This window comes from Cupriavidus pauculus, assembly GCF_008693385.1.
Lineage (GTDB): Bacteria > Pseudomonadota > Gammaproteobacteria > Burkholderiales > Burkholderiaceae > Cupriavidus > Cupriavidus pauculus_D.
On sequence record NZ_CP044067.1, the window covers coordinates 1,505,043 to 1,528,436 of the forward strand.

Below are 23,394 nucleotides of genomic sequence, written 5' to 3' on the forward strand. Positions count from 1 at the left end.
CCGTCACGCCCGTGCCGCGAGTTCCGCCGGCTTGATATCGCCGAGCGGACTCAGCAGCGCGGGATCGAACTCCCGCGGCGCGATGCCCTCGCGCACGCGGCGCGGCCAGTCGTGATTGGCCAGCGCGCCGCGCCCCAGCGCCACGATGTCCGCGCCTTGCGCGAGCGCTTCCGCCGCGCGCGCGGGGTCGTGCAGGCCGCCATTGGCCACGATCGCCACACCGGGCGCTACGTCGCGCACCGCCTCCCGCGCCAGCTGCACGAGGCTGCGCGCATCATCCGCGAACGCAGGCTGCCACGCTTCGAACGCCGTCACGTGCAGATAGTCGATGCCCGCTTCGGCGAGTTGCCGGAAGACGGCATGCGCGCCGGCCACGCCTTCGGGCCACTTGTGCGTGAAGTCGTTGACCTTGCCCTGCGAGATGCGAATACCCACCGTGAAGTCGCGGCCCACGGCCTCGCGCACGGCACGCACGATCTGCACGGCCAGGCGCGCGCGCCGATCGATCGTGCCGCCCCATGCGTCGTCGCGCAGATTGGTATGGGCCGTCAGGAACTGGTCGATCAGGTAGCCATTGGCGCCGTGGATTTCCACCCCGTCGAATCCCGCGACATCGCGTGCGAGCCGCGCGGCTCGTACAAAGCCATCGATCACGGCATCGATATCGGCTTCCGTCATTGCGCGCGGTGTCGCGTAGGGCCCGTTGCCCGCGTAGACCGTCATCTGCTGACCGCGCGGCGTGACCGCCGACGGGCCGATCGTGTCGGCGCGGAAGCGGTTGCCCTGCGCCAGCGCGCCCGCATGCATCAGTTGCGCGACGATCCGGCCACCCTCCGCATGCGCGGCGTCCGTCACCATGCGCCAGCCTGACGCCTGCTCGCCATCAGTCAGCCCCGGCTGTCCCGCATAGCCCTGCGACCATGCGCGGTCGGTGTAGATGCCTTCCGTGACGAGCAGCCCGAAGCCGCCGCGTGCGTAGCCCGCGTAGTAGCGGCGCATCGTATCGGTCGGCACGCCCGATTCGGTCGCGCTGATGCGCGTCATGGGGGCCACGGCAATGCGATTGGCCAATGGCAGCGTGCCCAGCTGGCCCGCATCGAACAAGGTGCGGCCGGCGCTCATGATGCGGCTCCGTCGGCCACGGCGATCGCTTCGATCTCGATCATCGCGTCGGGCGAATACAGCGCCGAGATCTCGACGATCGTGTCGGCCGGATACGGCTGCGAGAACCACTTGCGGCGCAACGCGACGATCTTGCCGAAATGCGACATCGAGGTCAGGAAGATCGTGACCTTGACCACGCGGTCGAGCCCCGAGCCGCCCGCTTCGAGCGCGCGCTGCAGGTTGCGAAAAGCGCGATCGGCCTGACGATCGAAATCGCCGGGCCCGTCGATCTTGCCATCGTCGCCGACCGCGGCCTGCCCCGAGACGAACACGAATCCACCCACGCGAATCGCCTGCGACAGCAGGTACGGCGCGTATGGATCGGGCTGGGTGTGGACTTGCTGGCGTTGCATGAGAAGCTCCATGATATGGTTGCCGTTTGTTGAACTGAGCTCATCCTTCGGTGCGAGCTCGTGCAGCCAGTATCGGCATCACCGGGTGTCCGGACAAATGGTCAAATCTCAGGTCATGGATGAGTAGAACTTCATCATGAGAAAGCTTCCGCCACTGAGCGCGCTCCGCGCATTCGAGGCAGCCGCGCGACGCAACAGCTTCAAGCACGCCGCCGAAGAACTCAGCGTCACGCCGACCGCCGTCAGCCATCAGATCCGCCAGCTCGAGGAATGGCTCGATATCAAGCTGTTCGAACGGCAGACGCGCCAGGTGCGCCTGACCGATGGGGGCAAGGCGTTGTTTCCCGCCATTCGCGACGGGCTCGACGGGTTCGAGCGCGCGATCGCATCGGTACGCCAGACAAGCGACGCGCGCGTGGCCACACTCACCTCCACGGTGGCCTTTACCGCGCGATGTCTTGCCGCGCGTGCGGGCGCCTTCCGCAAGGCGCATCCGGAGTGGACGCTGCGGCTCGATGCCACGAACGCGGTCATCGATCTCGATCGCGATGCCGATGCGTCGATCCGTTATGGGTCGGGCCAGTATCCGGGGCGAATCGTCGAGCCGCTGTTTGGCGACCGCTTCGCGCCCGTATGCCGGCCGGACCTGCGGATTGCGAGCGAGAAAGACCTGCGGCGCGCCACGCTGATCCATTTCGAATGGGGCGCCGCAGTACAAGGCGACCCACGCGCGATCGTCTGGCAGGACTGGCTTGCGGCAGCGGGCATGACGAGCGTGGAAGCGAGCGGCGGGCTCGCGTTCACCGAGGAGGTCCATGCGGTGCAGGCCACGGTGGCCGGACAGGGAATCGGCCTGCTGAGCCTGACGCTCGTCGCCGACGAACTTGCCGCGGGTGTGCTTGTGCAGCCGTTCGACCTGACGCTGGAGAGCTTTCGGTACGACCTCGTGTACAGCAAGCGCGCGGCGGCTCGCCCGGCGACTGGCCTGCTGCGGGATTGGGTACTCGCGCAATTCACCGCCGCGCCGCGCGCTTGACTTTCCCGGCAAAGCATTCTTTAATTTCTGTAACGACAGAAATTAAAGAAACGGGAGAAATCGGTCATGTCAGCCCCGCACCTGGAGTTGTTCTACGACGGCCATTGCCCATTCTGCGCGGCGGAGATGCGCCGGCTCGGCGAATGGGATCGCGACGGACGGCTCGCGTTCGTCGATATCGCGCAACCGGACTTCGACTGCACGCCGCTGGGCGTGGACATGGCCGCGCTGGACCGCGAGGTGCACGGCCGCACGGCGGATGGCCGGCTGCTCGTCGGCATCGACTGCATCTTCGCGGCCTACTCGCTCGTGGGTTTTCGCTGGCTTGTCTGGCCGCTGCGCGTGCCGTTCCTGCGCCCCGGACTGGCGGTGCTGTATCGCGGCTTTGCGCGCAACCGGTATAGGTTCTCGCGATGGCTCGGCTATCGCGATATGCCGGCATGCGACGATGGTGTGTGCCCAGCCTACGCGCTACCCGCGGCGCGGCGGGACACGGGGCCGAGCACGGCCCGCGACCGGATGGCATGGTGGCTCTATGCCGTCGCCATCGCGCACCTGCTCGGTGGCATCGCCTATGCATGGCTCGCCGACGACACGACGCTGGACAGCTACCACCGTGGCATCGAGGCCTACTTCTGGAACGGCCCCGCCCCCGCCGCCGCCCGCGCGCAACAGGCATGGTGGATGGGCCTGTTTGGCGCCACGCTGCAATGTGCGTCCGTCTGGATGCTTGCGCTCGTACATATCGGCTACCGCAGCCGCCAACGCACCGCATGGGGCGCCCTGCTCGCCGGCCTGCTGATCTGGGCGCCGCAGGATATCGCGCTCTCGCTGCAGGCGGGCGTATGGTCGCACGTGGTCGCCGATGGCGCGGCACTGGTCGCGATGGTGCCGCCGCTACTGTGGCTGTGGAGATGCGACGCGCGCGAGACGGCGTGAAGGTGCGTTAGGCATAAGAGTCTGCGCAATTGTTCGTTCCGCTATCCGCGATGGACTCATAGAGTGGGAATTTGCTCCGTCAATCTCCCCATCTTCCGTCCGCCACTGAACAGCATGAGCGCGCTTCCCATTCCCGCCAGCACCGATTCCACGACCGATCCCGCCGTCACCGGCGATGTCTATACCCGTCGCCAGGCCGCCGTTGCGGCATTTATCGCGGCGGCCAGACAACACCTCGATACCGATGCCCCACTGACGCACGACCACCTCAGGCCTGTGGCCGCGGCACTCGAGCATCTGGGCCTTCAGCGCGACCTGTTTCCGGACGATCATTTCCGCGTGACGGCGGAACATCCGGCGCAGGTCTATCGCCTTGCGGAGGATCCCGACGGCCAGTATGCGCTGTATGTCTCCGCTGGCCTGCCCGGCAAGTCGCAGCCGCCGCACGACCATACGACGTGGGCCATCATCGCCGGCATTGCGGGCCGCGAGCGCAATGTATTCTTCAGGCGCGAGAAGACCGACGACCCCGCGCGCGACGTTCTTCACGAACATGCCAACAGCGACGTCGTGGCCGGCACGTCGGTCAGATTGCTGCCCGACGACGTGCATACGATCGAACTGATCGGCGAGGATCGCGGTCTGCATCTTCACTTCTACGGGCTCGCGCTGGACCGCCTTCATCATCGAGTGGTGTTCGACAGCCCGCAGGGTGGCAGCTTCCGCACGTTCGGGCCGCCGCGCCGCCTTGCGGCACCGCTGATCGACGCCGCGACGCTCAAGGCTTCACTTCAGGACGGCCAGGAGATTGCGCTGCTCGACGTGCGCGAGGCCGGCGTCTTCGCACACGGCCACCTGCTGCTGGCGGCATCCGCGCCGCTGTGGCGGCTGGAGTTGCTGATCGACCGGCTCGTGCCGCGCCGCGACACGCGCATCGTGCTGACCGATGGCGGCGAGAACCGCGACCAGCTCGCGCATGACGCGGCGGCCAAGCTCGTGCGGCTGGGCTGGCACAACGTCGCCGTGCTGGAAGGCGGCGTGGCCGGCTGGGTTGCTGCGGGCCACGAGCGCTTTACCGGCAGCAACGTGCCAGGCAAGGCGTTCGGCGAAATCATCGAACATCGCAAGCACACCCCGTGGATCGACGCGCGGGACCTGCATGCGCGCATCGAGCGCGGCGACGATATCGTCGTGGTCGATAGCCGTACGACGGAAGAGTTCGCGGACTTCAGCCTGCCGTTCGCGCACAGCGTGCCCGGTGCCGAGCTCGTCTATCGTATCGGGGAGCTCGCCCCGCGTCCGGAAACGCTCGTCGTCGTCAACTGCGCCGGCCGCACGCGCAGCATCGTCGGCGCGCAGACGCTGATCGATGCGGGCATTCCAAATCCTGTCGTCTCGCTCAAGGACGGCACGATGGCGTGGCTGCTCGAAGGCCGCGCGCTCGCGCATGGCCGCGCCACCCCGCTGCCTGAACCCTCCCCGGAGCGTCTCGCCCAAGCCCGCGAGCGTGCCGAACGCGTCGCCGCCGCGGCCGGTGTGCGCCGCATCGACGCGGCCACGCTGGCCGCGTTCGAGGCAGATTCCGTGGCCGGCGCGGACGGGCGTAGCATCTATCGATTCGATATTCGTACGCGCGCGGAGTATGAATCCGGCCACCTGCCGGACTGGCGCTGGGCACCGGGCGGCCAGCTCGTGCAGGCCACCGACGAGTATGTGGGCACGCGCCACGCACGCGTCGTGCTCGCGGACTTCGACGGCGTGCGCGCACTGACCACGGCCGCATGGCTCGCGCAACTCGGCGCGCATGAGGTCTTCGTGTTCACGCCAGCGGCGAATGCCGACCTCGTAACGGGACCGGAACCGGTTCGGGTACTGGCCTCGCGCGCGCCGGCCGGTACGATCTCCGCGCAGCAGGCACACCAGCAACTTGAAGCCAGACACGCGCGGCTGTTCGACGTCGAACGCCGCGCACCCTACGAGAAGCGCCATGCGCAGGGGGCGTGGTTCGCGGTGCCGGATCAGCTGGAAGCGCTGGTCGCCGATCTGCCCGCCGAACAGGCCATTCTGCTGACGTCGTCCGACGGGGTGCTCGCGCGCGTCGTTGCCGCCGAACTGTCGGCCCGCACAAAGCGCGACGTGCGCGCACTGACCGGCGGCACGCAGGCGTGGATTGCGGCGGGACTGCCCACGGAAAGCGGTGCGGCACGTGTGCTCACGGGCGACGCCGACTACTGGTTCAGCCCGTATCACCAGCCGACCGAGGTCCAGCGCCATGCGGGCTTCCGCGAGTATCTCGACTGGGAAATCGGCCTCGTGGCACAGCTCGAGCGCGAGGGCGATATCGGCTTCCGGCTCGTGAACGCGGCGCGATGAATGACGCCTTCCGTCAGTGCAAGGCCTGACGGAAGGCCTGTTCGAGATCCGCAATCAGGTCCCGCACGTCTTCCAACCCCACGTGGAGGCGGATGACCGGCGCGGGATCCTGCCACGACCGATAGGCCCGCAGCCGCTCGGGTGGCGCGATCAGCGCGAGGCTCTCGTAGCCGCCCCACGATGCGCCGATCGCAAACAGCCGCAAGGCATTGACGAACCGCCCCGCCGCGGCGGCATCCACGCCGCGCAACGCAAAGGACACGAGACCGCTGGCGCCCGAGAAATCGCGTTGCCACAACGCGTGGCCGGGATCGTCGGGCAGCGCGGGATAGAACGTGCGGCTCACGTGTGGATGCCGATGTAGCCATTGCGCAATTGCCGTCGCGTTGGCCTGATGCTGCGCAAGCCGTACCGGCAGCGTCCGCAGACCGCGCAGTGCGAGGTAGGCGTCGTCGGCGCCGATCGTCAGGCCGAGCGCCTCGTGCGTCGTGCCGATACGTCTGGCGAGATCGTCGTTGTCGACGATGACCGCGCCCTGCATCACGTCGGAATGGCCAGCGATGTATTTGGTCGACGCCTGCACCGAGATATTGGCGCCGAGCTTCAGCGGCTGCAGGAACCAGCCGCCGCTCCAGGTATTGTCGATCGCGACCGGCACGCCACGTTCGCGCGCGATGGCCGTCAGCGCGGGAAGATCGAGCACGTCGAACAGCAGCGAGCCCGGCGACTCGAGGTACAGCAGCCTTGTTTCGGGTCGGATGCGCGATGCCAGATCGTCATGGGCCGGCGAGAAATACTCGAGCGTGATGCCGAGCCGCCGCAACAGATCGAGATCCACCCGGCGCAGCGGTGCATAGACGCTGTCCGACACCAGCGCATGATCTCCAGGCCCCAGCAGCGCGAGCAGTACCAGCGAGATTGCCGACAGCCCCGAAGGCGTCAGGAAGGCGCGCCGTCCGCCTTCGAGCGCGCACAGCGCGTCTTCGAGCGCTGCGTGCGTATCCATTCCGTGACGGCCATAGGTCGGCACACGCTCGTGCGCGGCGCGGCGATGCTGCCGGTCGGCCAGCGTCTCCACGCTGTCGAAACGCACGGTGCTCGTGCGTACCACCGGTACATTCACCGGTCCGATGCCGTCGTGAAGGCGCGCCGCGCCGGCATGCAGCAGGCGCGTGTGGTGGCCCAGATGGTGGGCTTCGTTCATGCGTGATCCTCCGCGGGTTGCAGTGTTGGGGAGAGCGGTACAAAGGCCGCGTTGAACGACGCCGGCAGCCGCGGCACCGCGCCGAGCGCGCGGCGCAGGAACGCGCGCGTCCGGTCGTGAACGGGCTGCCCGAAAATCTGCTCGGGCGGTCCGTGCTCGACGATGCGGCCGGCCTCGGTGAAGTAGATGCGATGACTGATCTCCGCGGCGAATCGCATTTCATGCGTGACGAGTACGCAGGTCAGGCCGTCCTCGACCAGTTCGCGAATCACGGTCAGCACCTCGCCCACGGTTTCCGGATCCAGTGCCGAGGTGACCTCGTCGAACAGGATCAGTTCCGGCCGCATCGCCAGCGCGCGCGCGATCGCCACGCGCTGCTGCTGGCCGCCCGACAATTCGCCGGGATAGGCACCCGCCTTGCCCGCCAGGCCGACCTTGCCGAGCAGCGTGTGCGCATCGTGCTCCGTCTCCGCACGCTCGCGTCCGATCACGCGCATCGGCGCGATCACGAGGTTCTCGAGCACGGTCAGATGTGGAAACAGGTTGTACTGCTGGAACACGAAGCCCACGCGCTTGCGCAGCGCGATCAGTTCCGCTTCGGTCCGCAGCGCGTCCACGGCGGTACCGCCCACGCGAATGCTGCCGCGCTGCGGACGCAGCAATCCCGTCATGCATCGGAGGATCGTGCTCTTGCCGGAGCCCGATGGACCGATGATCGTCACGGCTTCGCCACGCCGCACATCGACGTCGATCCCCTTCAGCACTTCGGTCCCGTCGAACGCGAGGTGCACGTCGCGCAGCGCGACGGCGGTATCAGTATCTGGCATGGCGGCGCTCCAGTGCGCGCGTGGCGCGCGAAATCGGGTAGCAATACAGCAGGAACAGCATCAGCAGGCTGAAGTAGACGAGGATCGTGAAGTCCGTGCGCGCGACGGTATTGCTGGCGACCTGCGCGGCATCCACCACGTCGTGCACGCCGACGAGCGATGCGAACGACGTGCTCATGGTGATGCTCGCGTACAGGTTCATCCACGGCGGAAGCATGCGGCGCACGCACTGTGGCAGGACGATCAGCCGATAGATCTGCCCACGCCGGAACGCGAGCGAATGGGCAGCTTCCCACTGCGCGCTCGGAATCGACTGGATCGCGCCGCGGAAGATCTCTGCAACATTCGCGCTCGCCGGCAGCGCGAGCCCGAACACGACCTTGACCCAGTCGGGGAACGGAACGGTCCACGGCCCGACCTGCCATTCGAACGGAAAGACGTAGGTCGTGAAGTAGACGAGCACGAGCACCGGCGCATTGCGAAATGCCTGTACCCACCAGCGCGCGGCCACGCGCGCGGGGTGCAGCGCGGACAGCGACAAGGCACCGATGAGAAGACCCGCCAGCGTGCCGATCGCCATGGCCAGCACGCTGATGCCGATGTTCGCGGCCATGCCGCGCAGCAAGACGGGTGACCAGGTTGCCAGATGCGTCAACGCGACCTCGATGGAGCTACTGGCCATAACCGGGCATGCGCAGGCGGCGCTCGAGCCATCGGCCGGCCACGCTGACAAGCCACGTCAGCAGGCCGAACCAGGCGAGGATGAGCAACAGCAGCTCGAGAACGTTGTCGCGCTGCGTCCAGATCATGATCGATTCATAGGTCACGTCGCCCACCGCGATCGCGGAGGCCAGCGCGGTCATCTTGACGAGGTCCACCAGATTGTTGACGAGCGCTGGCAGCGCGAAGCGCACCGCAAGCGGCAGCTCCACGCGCGCCAGCATCTGCCGCCGCGAGAATCCGAGCGATCGTGCCGCTTCCAGCGTCACGCGCGGTACGGCCTCGATGCCCGCGCGCAGCGCCTCCGCATGGAACACGGCCTTGTGCAGCGACACAACGAGCACGACCCAGAAGAACGGTGTCAGCGGATTGCCGCTGCCATGCTGGGCAAGCTGCTGCGTGATGAGCATGTTGAGCACCAGAAAGCCGCAGTACAGCTGCACCAGTGTCGGCGTGTTGCGCGTGATCTCGACGAATGCGCGCGCGGGTGCCGCCAGCAGCCGCTGGCCCGAGGTCAGCATCGCCGCCAGCAGGGCCCCCGCGGCAAGGCTTGCGGGAATCGTGAGTGCGCACAGCTCGAGCGTCACGCGCAGGCCGCGCGCGAACGCGGCGCGCTCCCCCGCATCGAGCAGAAAGCCATAGTTCAGCCCAATCGCCTTGAGCGCGGCGACCGACGCGGTGACCAGCGCGCCGACGGTCTCCATCAGGCAGGCTGGCGTAGCTGCTTCTGGAGCTCGGGCAGGAGCGGCTGCGGCGGCGTGATGCCAAGACGCTTCTCCGTTTCGATGAGCCAGCCCGTGCGGTGCCACGTCTGCACGACCTTGTCGACGGCGGCGACGGTGTCGCTTTCGCCCTTGCGTGCCCAGACGACCGACGGCGCCGGCAGGATCTCCGTTGGAATCGGCGCGGCATAGCCTGCCCATTCGGCGTTGGTGCGCAACAGCGGATGGATCAGCGTGGCATCGTGCACGGCGGCCACGCACTGCCCGCCACGCAACGCGAGCAGCGACTCCGATGCCGTCTTGAAGCCGCGTACCTGTGCGCCGTATTGCTCCTGCAGCGGCTTCACGAAGCTGCTGCCTTGCGACGCGCACACCGTCTTGCCGCGCAGATCGTCCCATTGATGAATGCCGCTGGTCTTGAGCACCGCGGCCGTGCCGCCTACGCGGTAGAACGGCGTGGGCGCATACGAGAGAATCTCGCCGCGGTCCGCGTTGTACTCCATCGACGCGATCAGCAGATCGACCTTGCCCTGCTGCAGGAACTGCACGCGATTGGATGGATTGACCTGTACCAGCTCCGCTTCGACGCCGAGCCGCTTCGCCAGATCGCGGGCCAGTTCGGGGTTCCAGCCAACCAGCTGCTGCGTGGCGGGGTCGATCGAACCGAACGGGCCGCCGTTGACGAGCACGCCGATGGCCACCTTGCCGCGCTGGCGAATCTTGTCCAGCGTTGCATCGGCCCGGGCCGTCGAGACACCGGTCGCCAGCAGGACGAGCGCCGCGATGGCGGCGCGCGTACGCATGGGGGCACGGTGGCGAGTACGAGTGGAAATAGCGGTGACAGGGACGGTAGTGGCGGACATGAGATGGCGGTGGAATGACAAGCGATGAGGGTGTTCAGTTGAGCGTAAGACCGGCCGACGCGATGACGGCGGCATAGCGCGGCAAATCGCGCGTCAGCGTCGCATCGAGCTCGCGCGGGTTCGATGCCACGACGTTGAAGCCGGCCTCTTCGAGCTGTGCATGGGTGGCGGGCTCGGCCAGCACGGCCGCGGCGTCGCGATAGATGCGTTCCACCACATCGGCGGGCGTGGCCGCGGGGGCGAGCAGCCCCTGCCAGCTCTCGACGGCAAAGTCCTTCACGCCGGCCTCCGCCATGGTCGGCACCTGTGGCAATGCCTTCGAGCGATATGGCGTCGTCACGGCCAGCGCCGTGAGCTTGCCCGTGCGCACGTAGTCGGTGACGGCCGCGAGCGTGATCAGCGTGGCATCGATATGTCCCCCAAGCAGGTCGAGCGTCGCGGGACCGCCGCCGGGATAGGGAATGTAGTTGACGCGCACGTCGAGCTGCCGCGCGAGCATCTCGTGCGCAACGTGCGCAATCCCGCCATTGCCGGGTAGTCCCAGTGCGAGTTCGCCGGGCTTGCGACGCGTGTACGCGACGTAGTCCTGAAACGTGCGCACACCGAGATCGGGCCTCACGACGAGGATCTGCGGACTCACCACCGCCTTGATCACGCCGCGAAACGCGTGGTTCGTATCGTACGGCAGGCGCTTGAACAGCGAAGCGTTCAGCGTCACACCCTCTCCACCGAGAAGAAGCGTGCGGCCATCGGGGGCCGCGCGCGCGACCTGTGCCGCACCGATCGTGCCGCTGCCGCCGGCAACGTTCTCGACAATCACGGTCTGGTGCCAGCGCTCCGCGAGCTTCACCGCGAGAATGCGCGCAAGCTTGTCGGCACTGCCGCCAGCGGAAACCGGCACCACGATGCGCACAGGCCTGGCATTGGCACCGAAAGCGGCATCGCTCGCGCCGGCGGTCTGCGCGGCGCACGGCAACGCGGAAGCCAGTACCGCGAGGGCGGCGATGGTACGGAGAGCGGTCAGCAGGGCGCGGCGCGGCATGGTCGGTTCGAAGCAGTTGGCACGGGATGTGGAACCAACTAGCTTAGTGAGCGACCTGCCGGATCAGAACGAATCGTTTCGCGCATCCATATGCGCGAAAAACGTCGCGCGTCTCCTACGATGCCGCGGCGTGCGCGGGCAGCCGGAACGTCGCGAGCTCCTGCGCGTCCAGTTGCGCGATCAGGCCAGTCTCCCATGCCAGATAGGCACGTGCCGCATCCTTGTTGCCGTCGTGACGGTCATGCACGAAGAACAGATAGTCGATGCAGTGCGCATCGGGCAGCGACTGCGCGCCTGCGTGCAAGGGCTGCCCGGCTTCCGCCCATGCGCCCACGCCGCCCGCCAGCACGCGTACGTCCCGATAGCCGAGCGTATCGAGGTCACCGATCGCCAGCCTGGCGGCGGCCGCGCTCTTGCGGTCGTCGATGACGACGATGGACACCTGCTTCGCCACGCCGGCGAGATCGTCCGACAGACGTGGACGAATCGACCACGCGCTGCCCGGGATATGACCCGCGCGAAAGGCCATGCTTTCTCGCAGATCGATCACGTGCGCGGCCCCCGCGGCCAGGCTGCCCTGCAGTTCGGACGCCGAGATGGAACGCGCATCGTGCGGCGTCGCAAGCGGCCCCGATCGCGCGGACAGATGCGCCGCGCGCCCGGCCTCGAGGCCGCCCTGCAGCACGACGGCGTCGTGGCCCATCTGCCGCAGCCAGTGAGCGATGATCGGGGCACGGACCCCATCGGCATCGAAGACGATCAGCCGCGCGCGTCGCACGCCGACGTACTGGTCGGTCGCCTGGACGAGCTGGCCGCCGGGCGCATGCTGCGCGCCAGCAATCGTGCCGGCCGCATACTCCTGCCCGGTACGGATATCGCAGAGAAAAGTGGTCCGGCTGGCATCGGCCAGCCACGCCGCCGCCTCGCCAGCGCCGATATGCGGCACCGCGAAGCGCGACGAAAGCGCCTGCGCGCCCGAGCGCGCGCGCCGCACCGATTGGGGCGACAGCGTTTCCGGATAACGCGCGGTGCCGCCATGCTCGAGCACATGGTCGTTCAGATACCAGCCCTGCGTGCCGTTCTCGAGCGCGTAGACGGGATTCTCCACGCCCGCGTCGATCAGCGACTGCGCACCGATGATGCTGCGCGTGCGCCCCGCGCAGTTGATGACCACCGGCGTTTCCGTATCGGGCACGATGTCACGGATCCGGTAGGCAAGCTCGCCATTCGGACAACAAATGGCACCGGGAATGTTCATCTTGCTGAATTCGCTGACCGGGCGGCCGTCGAGCACGACTGGCGCGCGAGCGCTGCCCTGCGTCGCGGCCGATCCGGCCGCCAGTCCGGCCGCCAACCCGGCCGCCAATTGGTCAGCGGTAATGCGCGGCGTCTGGAAATGATGCTCGACGAGTTCGCCAAAGACTTTCGACGGCACGTTGACGCCCTTGAAGAGGGCAAATCCCGCGGCCTGCCACGCGAGCACGCCGCCGGCGAGGACGAACACGTCCGTATAGCCGAGCGCCGCCAGCGCGCGCGCCGCGGCGCCGGCCACACCGTCGCCGTCATCGACGAGCACGACGCGCACGTCCGTACGCGGGGCAAGACGGCCGACATCGGCCTCGAGCCGGCTGAACGGCAGCGGCACCGCGAACAGCGGATGGCCTTCGCCATACTGCCCGTGCTCGCGCACATCGAACAGCGCGATCTCCTGATCGTCGTGGACCCACGATTTGAGTGTTGCCGCGTCGATCGCGCGGATGGAAGCATTCGGCATGTCGGAGGAAGTGGAAGGCTCGTCGAAGAGGCGGACCATTCTAGGCACGTCACGGATGGCCGCAAAGCTGCGAATTGTCATGCGGTTATGCGCGAACCATATAAGGCCCGGCCTCCGCGCTGCGGCTTCGTGTCGCATTTTCCACATGTCCGTGCATTCATACAATGCGGGCTCCTTTCCCCTGCCTCGCCGCGCCCGCCTGTGCCTCGCCTGCCGATGACTCACCTCCGAAAGCCCGCCATCGCATCCGCCGTCGCGATGTCGTGCCTGCCTGCCCTGGCACAGGAATCCCGGCCAGCGGAAGACCGCGCGCTCGCGCCGGTGACCGTGCGCGCGGACGCCGCGCAGACCGTGCTGCAGGAGCGCGCCGCGGTGGGCTCCAGTCTCGGGCTGACGCCGATGGAAACGCCGGCCAGCGTGGAGGTGATCACGCGCGAGCAGATCGAGGAGCGTGGCGATGCATCGATCGTCGATGCGGTGAGCCGCGCGGCGGGAATCTCGAGCCTCGGGCATCCGGGCAATGGCGGCGCCTCGCTGTCGTCGCGCGGCTTTACCGATGCGGCGTCGGTCATGCGGCTCTACGACGGCGTGCGCCAATACGGCGGCATCGGCGTGACGTTCCCGTTCGACACCTGGTCCGTCGAGCGGATCGAGGTACTGCGCGGGCCGGCATCGGTCATCTTCGGCGAAGGCGCGATCGGCGGTGTCGTCAATATCGTACCGAAGCAGCCCACGCGCGGCGCCATCGAGAACGAGGTGCAGGCCACGGTCGGCAGCAACGCCACGCAACGCCTCGCCTTCGGCAGCGGCGGCGCGATCGGCGAGACGTGGTCATATCGGCTCGACGCCAGCGGTAATCGCTCCGACGGATGGGTGGACTTCGGCAGTTCGCGCGATCTGTCGCTATCGGGCGCGCTGCAATGGGACCCGACGTCGGACCTGAGCGTGAAGCTCAGCTATGCGAAGGGATGGCAGGAGCCCGAACGATATTTCGGGGTGCCGCTCGTGAACGGCGCGCAGGATCCGGGCCTGCGCCGCAAGAACTACAACGTGGCCGACAGCCAGATCAAGTACGACGACGCATGGACCGAGCTCGCGGCCAAATGGACGCCCAACGCGAACGTCACCGTGCAATCGCGGCTCTACTACATCGACAGCAAGCGCCACTGGCGCAATGCGGAGTACTACAACTATCTGCCCGCGAGCGGCATGATCGGCCGCTCGGACTACGTCGAAATCCTCCATGACCAGTGGCAGGTCGGCAATACCTCCAGCATCGTGCTCCGGCATGCGCCGTTCGGCATGAAGAACAGTGTCTCCTTCGGGTACGACGTCAATCGCGCCGCGTTCCGTCACACGAACAACTCGCCGTACTCGGGCAGCTCGACGGTGGACCCCTACGTGTTCGATCGCGGCACCTTTATCAACGTGGCCGGCACGAGCCCGCGCTACGACAACGATGCCACGCAGTACGCGTTTTTCGCCGAAGACCGGCTCGAGATCACACCGCGCTGGTCGGTCCTCGCGGGTCTGCGGTACGACCATGCCGATATTCGCCGCCACGACCTCGTCACGAACCGGCAGGCCTACGACAAGAGCTTCTCGCACGTGGGCTGGCGCGCGGGCACGGTCTACAACCTCACCGAAAACCTTGCCGTCTACGCGCAGTACTCGGAGGCCGCGGATCCGGTCAGCGCGCTGTTGATGCTGTCGCCGGCCAACAGCAACTTCAGCCTTTCCACGGGCCATCAGGTGGAGGCCGGGGTCAAGCAGAACTTCCTCGCCAACAAGGGCGAATGGACGCTGGCCGCGTATCGCATCGTCAAGAAGAACCTCGTCACGCGCGACGTCATCGATCCCTCGCTCAGCGTTCAGGTCGGAGAACAGTCCACGAAAGGGCTGGAAGCGACGGTCGGCGTCGAGTTCCTGCCCGGCTGGCGCCTCGATGCGAACGCCGCCGTGCTGCAGGCACGCTATGACGACTTCGCCGAATCGGTGGGCGGCGCGGCCGTGTCGCGCGCCGGCAATGTCCCGACGGATGTCCCCGAACGGCTCGCCAACGTCTGGCTGACATGGCGCTTCCTGCCGGGATGGACCTTCGGCTCCGGCATCCGCTACGTCGGCCGCCGCTTTGCCGACCGCGCGAACACACTCGAGATGCCCGCGTACACGACCACCGACGCCTTGCTGCAATGGCGCCCGCGCCGCGGTATCACGCTGTCACTGCGCGGCTACAACATCTTCGACCGACAGTACGTGACCACCGCCTACTACAACCCCACGCAATGGCTGCAGGGCACGGGCCGCCGCGTGGAGTTCACGGTGAACTATCGCTTCTGACTTCGGGTGGGCCTGCTTGTATGCGCCCCGGTGCTCCGGCTAGCATTGCCCCAATTCCATCGCCCAAGAGAAAAGGAGTCGTCGTGCTGCAACCCGAAGCCGCGCTGCTGAGAGCGCTGTTGCCGTTCCCGCTACTGATCCGCGCGTTGCGCGACGCGTTTGCCGCCGGCGCCACGGTTCCGTTGCGGCATACCCATAACATTGGCGAATCCGGCCAGCCCGGCGCCGGTATCTCGCTGCTGATGCCCGCCTGGGACGATGTCGGCTTCTATGGCGTCAAGATCGTCAATATCTACGAGGGCAATGCCGCGCATGGCCTGCCGGGCCTGCACTCGACCTACATGCTGTACGACGCGCGGACGGGCGCGCCGCTGGCCATGTTCGACGGCAACGAGATCACGTCGCGCCGCACCGCCGCGGCGGCCGCGCTGGCGGCCGACTATCTGGCGCGCCCCGACGCGCGTTCGCTGCTGGTGGTCGGCGCGGGCCGCGTCGGCAGCCTGGTGGCACCGGCCATGGCCAGTATCCGTCAGCTCGACCGCATTGCCATCTGGGATATCGATGCCGGCGGCGCGGCCCGCTGCGCACAGGCGCTGCGCGATCAGGGCCTGCCGGCCAGCGCGGCGGAAGATCTCGAGACCGCAGTGCGCGCCGCCGATATCGTCAGTTGCGCGACGCTGGCCACGACACCGCTGATTCGCGCGGAATGGCTCGCGGCGGGCAGTCATCTGGACCTGATCGGCAGCTTTACGCCGCGCATGACCGAAGCCGAGCCCGCGTGCTTTGCCAATGCATCGGTCTGGGTCGATACCGACGAAGCGCCGGCCAAGTCCGGAGATCTGATCAACGCGGTCGCCGCGGGCTACCTGACAGCAGACGCGATACGGGGCGATCTGACCGGGCTTGCGCGCGGCACCTGCGCGGGCCGGCAGTCGGCCGGCGAACGTACCGTTTTCAAGGCGGTCGGCACGGCGCTGGAAGACCTGGCCAGCGCGCGCCTCGCCTACCAGCAGCTCACAGCGGCGCGCGACTGACGTGCGCCTGACGTGCGCCTATGCCGTGGCCTGCTCCACGCCCGCGACCTCCAGCCGGTTGCCGCCCAGCGACTTGGCGCGATAGAGCGCCCGGTCCGCCGCGGCCAATGCGGCCGTGAGGCCGGGCGCATCGTCGTCGAACTGCGCAAGGCCGATGCTGACCGTGGCCGGCACGCCGACGCTGTCGATGCGGTTCGGAATCGCGTCAGCGAAAGCCCGCGCGATGGCCTGTCCCAGTGCCGGCGCGCGGCGCGCGTCGTCGCCGGTCAGCAGCGCCGCGAACTCCTCGCCGCCGATGCGCGCGAGCAGTACGTCCGCGCCCACCACACCGCGTGCGATCTCCGCGAACGACTTCAATACCGTGTCGCCGGTCTGATGGCCGTGCATATCGTTGATGGCCTTGAACTGGTCGAGGTCGAACGCCAGCACGGCCACGGGTCCGCGCCCACGTGCACCCTCGAGCATCCGCGCGCCCTGCTCGAAGAACCAGCGGCGATTGCCCAGGCGCGTCAGGTAGTCGGTCTGCGACTCGCGCAGCAGTTGCCCATGCATTTCTTCACGCATGAGCTTCAGCAACGTCATCGGCAGCACCACCGAGAACAGCACGCCCTCGTACATCGTGATCTTGCTGGCCATCGACTGCGCCGCGGGGCCGTAGGCGCTCACCACCCACGGCAGGATGACCGTGCGCGCGACATAGAACAGCGAATGGATACCGGTGACCGCCGCCACGATACGCCGCGAGTGCAGCGTCTTCATCTCGTCGCAGCGCAGCATCTCCCACGCCGTCATGCCGCTGATCAGCGCAATGGGGAACGCGCTCACATAGGCCCAGACCACATCCTGATAGCGCACGCCGCCGATCAGCCATATCAGCGCCATGACAACGAGGATGACCGCCGCGCGCCCGCGCACGCTCGCGCCGCGCAAGGAGGCAACGCCACCGAGAATCAGCAGATAGCCGCACAGCATGATCAGGTTGCTGATCATGGCGCCGCTGATGCCGGGCAGCTTCTTGCGGACGAGCACCATCACGCAGCCGGTCGCAAGGGTCGCGAAGCCGGCCGACAGGATCCGCAGCGAGCGGCTGCGCCTGGGGTTGGTCCGGTGCTCCCAGAAAATCATGGCGGCACTGGCCAGCAGCGTCCCGATTGCCAGGAGATAAAGAGTGAGGAGATCGACGTACATCGCGAATGTAAAGACATTGCGCCGGTCTGCGGAGTCCCCCGCTGCGGCCAGCCGAATTCTACGTTGGAATTCTGGTCCTGCGACGCGCCGAATCGTTCACTTTTCAGGGTTTTCCGCAAGGCGACCCCTCACTTCCGTCCTCACTTCCGTCCTCACTGCTGTCCTGACTTCTGTCCCCGCATCGGCCGAACCGCTGGCCTACAAACGGTCACGCAGAAACGCCGCCACGCGATCGAGCGCATCGCGCGCGCTGGCAAGCTCCCTCACGTTGAACTGAAACACGTGATGCATGCCCTCCCAGATCTCGAGCGTCACCGCGTTGCCCTGCTCGCTCGCGCGCCGCGCATAGCGGATGGCATCGTCGCGCAGCAATTCTTCGGTGCCCACCTGAATGTAGAGCGGCGGCATGCCCGGCGGAATGCCGAACAGCGGCGAGGCCATCGGATGCGCGGGGGGCGCGCTGCCCAGATACTTGCCGGCGCTGTCCGCGAGATAGTCGCGCGTCAGCAGCACGTCGTGAATCTCCGGATCGGTCATGCTCGCGCCGGAGAGCGACAGGTCCGCCCAGGGCGAGAACATCGCGCCCGCGCGCAGCACTGGCAGATCGGATGCTTCCGTTGCCGCGGCGTGCACCAGCGATGCCATCAGCGATAGCGACAATCCGCCGCCGGCAGAGTCGCCGACGACGGCCAGTTGCCTGACGCCCTTGCGGGCGAGCCACCGCACGGCGGCAAAGGCGACGTCGTGCGCGACGGGCAGCGACTGCTCGGGCGCGAGCGGGTAGTCGAGCACGAACATCGCGCGGCCGGTGCGCGCCACGATCTGGCTCGCGAAGTGCCGGTACGCGGTGGCGGAGCCGAGCACATAGCCGCCACCGTGCAGGTAGAGCATGGCACGGGCGGGGGCGCCAGCGAAGCCGGCCGGCAGCAGCCACCATCCGCGCACGTCCCCCTCATCGACCGCCACAGCGGTCACGCCCGTCGCGGGCGGCGTGGCCGCGACAAAGCAGTCGTAGGTGGTACGCAGATCGTCGCCAGCATGCTCGGCCCAGTAGCGCGCGAACGATTCCAGCAGCGCGGGTTTCGCGGCCGCATCCTCCGCGCGCAGCGGCATCACATATGTCGTCGTGGATGTCATGATCGGCTCCAGTCGGTCACGCGCGCGGCGATATGCTCGGCCGCCATGATCGTCGTGAGGTTGGTCGCGACCGAGGGAATCTCGGGCAGGATCGATGCGTCGATCACGCGCAGCCCGCCGATGCCACGCACCGCGCCGAGCGTATCGACCACTGCCGACGCATCGCCGTCCGCCCCCATCGGCACGGTGGATGTCGCATGCTGATAGGTGTCGAGCGCCGCAACGACGGCTGCTTCGAGTTCCGCATCGGTCTGCACGTGGCGGCCCGGTTCCATCTCGTGCGCGACGAGATCCGCGAACGGTGCGGTCGCGCCGATCTGCCGCGACAATCGTACGCCTTCGAGCAGGCGGCGGCGATCGCGCGCAGTGGAGAGGAAGTTGAAATCGATGCGCGGCGCAACGCGCGGATCCGCACTCGCGAGCCGCACCGTGCCGACGGATTCGGGCAGTGTCAGTGCGGTCGCCAGCACGATCGCGCCACCGGTCGGGCTCGCCGCGGGGTCCCAGATATGCGTGGCCGAGACATGCAGGTCCAGCTCGCCTGGCGCCGCCTCGTGCGAACGCGTCCACAGGATCGCGCCGGCCGCCGGTGTCATCGCATTGAACTCGCGCCGCAATGCGTAGACGTTGTAGTAGAACGGATGATCCATCAGGCGACGGCCCACCGGCAAGTCGGCGATCGGTGCGATGCCAAGCGCGCGCAGCTCGTCGGCGGGACCGATGCCCGAACGCATCAGTATCGCGGGGCTGCCATAGGCGCCGGCCGACAGGATCACCGCGCCCGCAGCGATCAGCGTGCCATCGACGAGCCGCACGCCATACGCGCGTCCGCCCTCCACCATCACGCGATCGACTTCGGCGTCCGGCCGGATCTCGAGGTTGGGACGGCGGCGCACTTCGGCCGTGAGGTACGCGATACCCGTGTTCTGCCGCACGCCATCGACGACGTTGAGCGGATAGGGACCGACGCCATGCTGCGTCTCGGCGTTGAAATCGGCGATACGTTCGAAACCGAGCGCGGCGGTCGCATCGACAAACCCGCGCAGCGACGGCGTCAACGCCTTCGACGTCATCTGCCGGACCTGCAGCGGACCTTCGCGTCCATGCCATGCCTCGTCGCCGTAGGGCGCGGACTCGAGCTTGCGAAAACTCTGCAGGACTTCGGCGGCGGACCAGCCCGTGATGCCTCGCTGCGCCCAGCGATCGAAATCGGCGGGCCGCGCGCGCATCGCCACTGCGGCGTTCACCGCGGAACTGCCGCCGAGCACACGGCCTCGGCGCGCATGGATCGCGTGCCCGATGCCGCCCGCCTCCGACTTGTACCCCCAGTCGTGCGCCGCGTCGCCGCCGACCCGATCGGCCAGCGCGAGCGCATCGGGATAGCCGGACGGCCGATACGCGGGACCCGCTTCGAGCAACAGCACGCGCCGCTGCGAGGATTCGCTGAGCCGGCGCGCCAGCACTGCGCCCGCGCTGCCGCCGCCCACGATGACGATGTCGTATTCCATGATCTCTCTCCCGATCGAGGCCGGCGCTCAGCCGCGCGAGTAGTACTGCTTGAGGCCGAACACGAGGCCGGCGAACGGCATCCCGAGCGCGGCATAGACGGCCTGCGCTTCCGGCGCGGCGTTATCGGCCAGGATCTCGACCGCCACGTTCGAATAGCAGACCGGCACCACGCCCGCCTGCTGCATGCGCGCCACGCCCATCTGCACCTGCGTCTTCGAGAAGCCGCCGGAGGCATCGATCACGGCAAAGCTGTCGTAGCCGGCATCGAGCGCCGACATCGCGGGGAAGGCCAGGCACACATCGGTGGAAATGCCCGTAACGATCAGCTTCTTGCGGCCGGTCGCCTCGACCGCGGCGACGACGCGCGGTTCGTCCCATGCGTTCACGGTCGTGCGCTCGATCACGGACACGCCGGGCAGCGCCTCGCTCAGTTCCGGGATCATCGGACCCCAGAGGTTCTCCGTGGTCGTGGTCACGATGACGGGCACGCCAAGGGCGACCGCGGCCTTGGCAAGGCCGACCACGTTGTGCGTCAACTCGAGCGTGTCGATGTCGCGGACACCGGTATAGAGACCGATCTGGTGGTCCACCAGCAGCAGTACGGCGTTGTCACGGGTCAGGCGGTTGTTGTGGGCGTTCATGGTTCTCTCCGTTGGGTTGGCACCGCATCCGGGTTCGGTCGCGGCTTGAGAACCACTTTACAAATGGGACGATGGGAAAACAGCGGGTCAAAACAGGAACCATCGTCCCACCAATGAGACGATGGACCTCAAAACAAGAAGCGGCGGCTACTGCACCAGCAACGGCACTTCGTTGGCAAGGTATTCGCCGAATGCCCGAACGGAGGGCAGCAGGCCGCGCCGGGAAGGCATCAGCAACGTCAGCGTGGCGACCCCCGCGATCCACTGCGGCAGCACGCGCACGAGCCTGCCCGACGCCATTTCCGCGCGCCCCACATAGCCGGGCAGCGCCACGATGCCCACGCCTTCGCACGCGGCGGCCTTGAGCGTGGCCATGTCGTCGCTGACGAGGCTCGGCGTGTACGTCACCGTATGGATCTGGTCCGCGTGGCGGACGTCGCGCAAATTCCACGCATAGCTATCCTGCGGCGCCCCGAGCGCGATCGCGTCGTGATCGGCCAGTTCGTCCGGCGAGCCGGGGGTGCCCCTGCGTTTGAGATAGGCGGGGCTCGCAAACAGCGTCCACGGAATCTGCGCGAGCGGGCGCTGGACCAGCGACGAATCGGGCAGCGGCGCCATATGCGCGCGCAGCCCCATGTCGAAGCCCTCGTGCACGAGGTCGACATGCCGGTTTGTCGCATGCTCGACGATGCGCACGCGCGGGTGCGCGGCCATAAAGCGCGGGATCAGCGTCGCGAGCACGAGCTGCGCCACGGCGACCGAACAGGTGAAGCGGATCGTGCCGCTCGGCTCGGCCGTGCGCGTGCGCACGACGTTCTCCGCGGCTTCCGCCTCGACCAGCATCGCCAGCGCGTGGCGATGAAACTCGGTGCCGATCTCGGTAATCACGAACCGGCGCGATGTCCGCTGGATCAGGCGCGCGCCAAGCGCGGCCTCGAGCGCGAGAATGCGGCGGCTGATGCTGGACTTGGGTACGTCGAGCACGCGGGCGGCGGCCGTAATACCCTGGTGCTCGACCACCTTCGCAAAGTAGAAGACGTCGTTGAGATCGATCATTGTGGCGGGGGCGTTCCTGGCAATGTGACTTGCGCAATGCTACGCCATGATCATGGCCCGAACTTACCGCGTGCGCGGGCGTCCTACCTGTTTGTCCTTACGTTGGCACACCATGCGAATCCTCACCGCCATTCTTGCGATTGCCGCCGCGCTCGGCGCCTTCACGGGTTGCGCCTCGCGCCCCAGCGACGGCCAGTCGGGCATCAGCGTCTATGGCGTGGTCGACGAGGGCGTCAGCCTGACTCGCGATCGATAGCCATCCGGATCGATCGCCACCCACCTAGGCCTTCTCGGGCAGCGTCCCCACATAGCGCCCGCGCGGACGGATGACCTGCGCGATGCCGAGCTGCTCGATGCTATGCGCCAGCAAGCCGATGCTGCGCGCGGTGGCGAACAGGCCGAAGGCCGCGTCGTCGGGCAAGCCATGGTGCATCACGAGCGCGGCCAGCGCGACGTCGATATTCGGCTGCAAACCCGTGAGCTGCGTCGCCTTGTCGATAAAGCGCGCGATGACCTCGGGCGGCTCGAACAGGGCCAGCAGCGCCGCCGCGCGCGGATCGCCATCGGGATAGAGATGGTGGCCGAAGCCCGCGAACGGCTGCCCCGTCGACAGATGGTGGGCAATCACCTGATCCTCGCCGCGCCGCTCCACGTCACCGAACAACGCCCGCACGCGGCCCGAGGCATCGCCATGCAGCGGCCCGGACAACGTGGTCAGCCCCGACAGCAGGCAGGCCGGCAGCGATGCGCCGTTCGACGCGGCAATCCGCGCGGCGAACGCGGAGCTCGTCAGTTCGTGATCGACGAGCAGCACCATCGCCGTCCGCAATAGCTCGGCCACCTTCGCCGGCTGCTTCCATCCCTGCGCGAAGCGCAGATGCAGCGGCTGCTGGCCCGGCTGCGCACCGAATGCATTGGCCAGTTGCCCGACGAGGCTTTGCCCCTCGCCATGGAGCACGCGCGTCGTGCGGCCATGCGTCGAGTGCCCCGTCGCGGCCAGCGTGGCCAGCGACGTGAAGGCCGCCACGCGGCCCGGTCTGGCGACCCGCACCGTCGAGGACAGATCGACGGGGGACTGCGCATTCCACAGCCATTGCGCCGCTTCCTCGAGCGTGGCGGACGCGGCCATCGTCACCGCATCCCGACCGCGGTAGTAGAGCCGTTCGCGCGCGAACGTCGAGATCGATGTCGGAATGCTCGGCTCCGCGCCGAACAGCGTATTGGTGGCAAGGGTCTCGTGCTTGCGGCCCTGCTGCTTGCGCCGCGCGAGCGTCGCCACGTCCTCGGCGCGGTAGAGGCTGCGCCGCGTATCGGCCGGGTCGGAGGTGACCTCGAGCTTGCCGCGGCTCACATACGCGTAGACCGTCTGCGGCCGCACGCCCAGACGCTCGCACGCCTCGTCCATCGTGATCCAGGTACCCACCGGTCGTACTCCTGTCGCTGTCGCTTGGTTTTATATGTTGATTTTATAG

At 67.5% G+C, this 23,394-nt stretch carries 21 protein-coding genes; 6 read left to right on the forward strand and 15 right to left on the reverse strand.

The genetic code is table 11. The features are described 5' to 3' along the window. Positions 1-3: 3 nt before the first annotated feature. Both FOB72_RS25030 and FOB72_RS25035 read right to left on the reverse strand, forming a co-directional pair. Positions 4-1,122 carry a tRNA-dihydrouridine synthase gene (locus FOB72_RS25030; RefSeq protein WP_150375347.1) on the reverse strand — a complete coding sequence of 373 codons (1,119 nt, stop codon included), beginning with the start codon at positions 1,120-1,122 and terminating at the stop codon, positions 4-6. Further along, positions 1,119-1,517 (reverse strand): RidA family protein, encoded by a 399-nt coding sequence (locus FOB72_RS25035; RefSeq protein ID WP_150375348.1) that lies wholly within the window; start codon positions 1,515-1,517, stop codon positions 1,119-1,121. The genes FOB72_RS25030 and FOB72_RS25035 overlap by 4 nt, the downstream gene beginning before the upstream one ends. Before the next feature lie 136 nt (positions 1,518-1,653). Between FOB72_RS25035 and FOB72_RS25040 the strand changes: the two genes are divergently transcribed. The 3 genes from FOB72_RS25040 to FOB72_RS25050 all read left to right on the forward strand — a co-directional run bounded on the left by FOB72_RS25040 (position 1,654) and on the right by FOB72_RS25050 (position 5,865). Further along, complete coding sequence (locus FOB72_RS25040; RefSeq protein WP_150375349.1) at positions 1,654-2,553, forward strand: LysR substrate-binding domain-containing protein; 900 nt, start codon at positions 1,654-1,656, stop codon at positions 2,551-2,553. Positions 2,554-2,619: 66 nt separating this feature from the next. Next, positions 2,620-3,492 carry a thiol-disulfide oxidoreductase DCC family protein gene (locus FOB72_RS25045; RefSeq protein WP_150375350.1) on the forward strand — a complete coding sequence of 291 codons (873 nt, stop codon included), beginning with the start codon at positions 2,620-2,622 and terminating at the stop codon, positions 3,490-3,492. A gap of 114 nt (positions 3,493-3,606) precedes the next feature. Beyond that, a complete protein-coding gene (locus FOB72_RS25050) occupies positions 3,607-5,865 on the forward strand; it encodes a rhodanese-like domain-containing protein (protein ID WP_150375351.1) in 2,259 nt (752 codons plus the stop codon). Positions 5,866-5,878: 13 nt separating this feature from the next. Here FOB72_RS25050 and metC read toward each other — a convergent pair whose 3' ends face one another. The 7 genes from metC to FOB72_RS25085 all read right to left on the reverse strand — a co-directional run bounded on the left by metC (position 5,879) and on the right by FOB72_RS25085 (position 13,056). Then, positions 5,879-7,069, reverse strand: a complete 1,191-nt coding sequence (gene metC, locus FOB72_RS25055; RefSeq protein WP_150375352.1) for a cystathionine beta-lyase — start codon at positions 7,067-7,069, stop codon at positions 5,879-5,881. Further along, the gene (locus FOB72_RS25060; RefSeq protein ID WP_150375353.1) at positions 7,066-7,896 is read right to left on the reverse strand and encodes an amino acid ABC transporter ATP-binding protein; all 831 of its coding nucleotides are present in this window, start codon (positions 7,894-7,896) and stop codon (positions 7,066-7,068) included. The genes metC and FOB72_RS25060 overlap by 4 nt, the downstream gene beginning before the upstream one ends. Further along, positions 7,883-8,629 (reverse strand): amino acid ABC transporter permease, encoded by a 747-nt coding sequence (locus tag FOB72_RS25065; RefSeq protein WP_411859881.1) that lies wholly within the window; start codon positions 8,627-8,629, stop codon positions 7,883-7,885. Before FOB72_RS25065 ends, FOB72_RS25060 begins: the two co-directional genes overlap by 14 nt. Further along, positions 8,568-9,320 (reverse strand): amino acid ABC transporter permease, encoded by a 753-nt coding sequence (locus FOB72_RS25070; protein ID WP_150375355.1) that lies wholly within the window; start codon positions 9,318-9,320, stop codon positions 8,568-8,570. The genes FOB72_RS25065 and FOB72_RS25070 overlap by 62 nt, the downstream gene beginning before the upstream one ends. After that, the gene (locus tag FOB72_RS25075; RefSeq protein WP_150375356.1) at positions 9,320-10,141 is read right to left on the reverse strand and encodes a transporter substrate-binding domain-containing protein; all 822 of its coding nucleotides are present in this window, start codon (positions 10,139-10,141) and stop codon (positions 9,320-9,322) included. The genes FOB72_RS25070 and FOB72_RS25075 overlap by 1 nt, the downstream gene beginning before the upstream one ends. Before the next feature lie 94 nt (positions 10,142-10,235). Further along, entirely contained in the window at positions 10,236-11,243 is a 1,008-nt protein-coding gene (locus FOB72_RS25080; RefSeq protein WP_150375357.1) for a tripartite tricarboxylate transporter substrate binding protein, read from the reverse strand. A gap of 115 nt (positions 11,244-11,358) precedes the next feature. Next, positions 11,359-13,056, reverse strand: coding sequence for a rhodanese-like domain-containing protein (locus FOB72_RS25085; RefSeq protein WP_411859883.1), 1,698 nt, complete (start codon positions 13,054-13,056; stop codon positions 11,359-11,361). A 177-nt stretch (positions 13,057-13,233) separates the two neighbouring features. Between FOB72_RS25085 and FOB72_RS25090 the strand changes: the two genes are divergently transcribed. Beyond that, positions 13,234-15,357 carry a TonB-dependent receptor gene (locus tag FOB72_RS25090; RefSeq protein ID WP_150375358.1) on the forward strand — a complete coding sequence of 708 codons (2,124 nt, stop codon included), beginning with the start codon at positions 13,234-13,236 and terminating at the stop codon, positions 15,355-15,357. 83 nt (positions 15,358-15,440) lie between these two features. Further along, entirely contained in the window at positions 15,441-16,391 is a 951-nt protein-coding gene (locus tag FOB72_RS25095) for an ornithine cyclodeaminase family protein (RefSeq protein ID WP_150375359.1), read from the forward strand. 18 nt (positions 16,392-16,409) lie between these two features. Here FOB72_RS25095 and FOB72_RS25100 read toward each other — a convergent pair whose 3' ends face one another. The 5 genes from FOB72_RS25100 to FOB72_RS25120 form a co-directional block, all read right to left on the reverse strand. Continuing rightward, positions 16,410-17,579 (reverse strand): GGDEF domain-containing protein, encoded by a 1,170-nt coding sequence (locus FOB72_RS25100; protein ID WP_150375360.1) that lies wholly within the window; start codon positions 17,577-17,579, stop codon positions 16,410-16,412. Positions 17,580-17,777: 198 nt separating this feature from the next. Beyond that, on the reverse strand, positions 17,778-18,716 hold the full coding sequence (locus FOB72_RS25105; protein WP_150375361.1) for an alpha/beta hydrolase: 939 nt from the start codon (positions 18,714-18,716) through the stop codon (positions 17,778-17,780). Further along, complete coding sequence (locus tag FOB72_RS25110) at positions 18,713-20,224, reverse strand: GMC family oxidoreductase (RefSeq protein ID WP_150375362.1); 1,512 nt, start codon at positions 20,222-20,224, stop codon at positions 18,713-18,715. The genes FOB72_RS25105 and FOB72_RS25110 overlap by 4 nt, the downstream gene beginning before the upstream one ends. 27 nt (positions 20,225-20,251) lie before the next feature. Further along, a complete protein-coding gene (locus FOB72_RS25115) occupies positions 20,252-20,866 on the reverse strand; it encodes an isochorismatase family protein (protein ID WP_150375363.1) in 615 nt (204 codons plus the stop codon). A gap of 147 nt (positions 20,867-21,013) precedes the next feature. Further along, positions 21,014-21,922 (reverse strand): LysR substrate-binding domain-containing protein, encoded by a 909-nt coding sequence (locus FOB72_RS25120; protein ID WP_150375364.1) that lies wholly within the window; start codon positions 21,920-21,922, stop codon positions 21,014-21,016. Between the two features lie 112 nt (positions 21,923-22,034). Here FOB72_RS25120 and FOB72_RS32295 point away from each other — a divergent pair, with 112 nt between their 5' ends. Beyond that, positions 22,035-22,178, forward strand: a complete 144-nt coding sequence (locus FOB72_RS32295; RefSeq protein WP_191002404.1) for a hypothetical protein — start codon at positions 22,035-22,037, stop codon at positions 22,176-22,178. A gap of 24 nt (positions 22,179-22,202) precedes the next feature. Here FOB72_RS32295 and FOB72_RS25125 read toward each other — a convergent pair whose 3' ends face one another. After that, entirely contained in the window at positions 22,203-23,327 is a 1,125-nt protein-coding gene (locus FOB72_RS25125; protein WP_191002426.1) for a citrate/2-methylcitrate synthase, read from the reverse strand. Positions 23,328-23,394 lie beyond the last annotated feature (67 nt).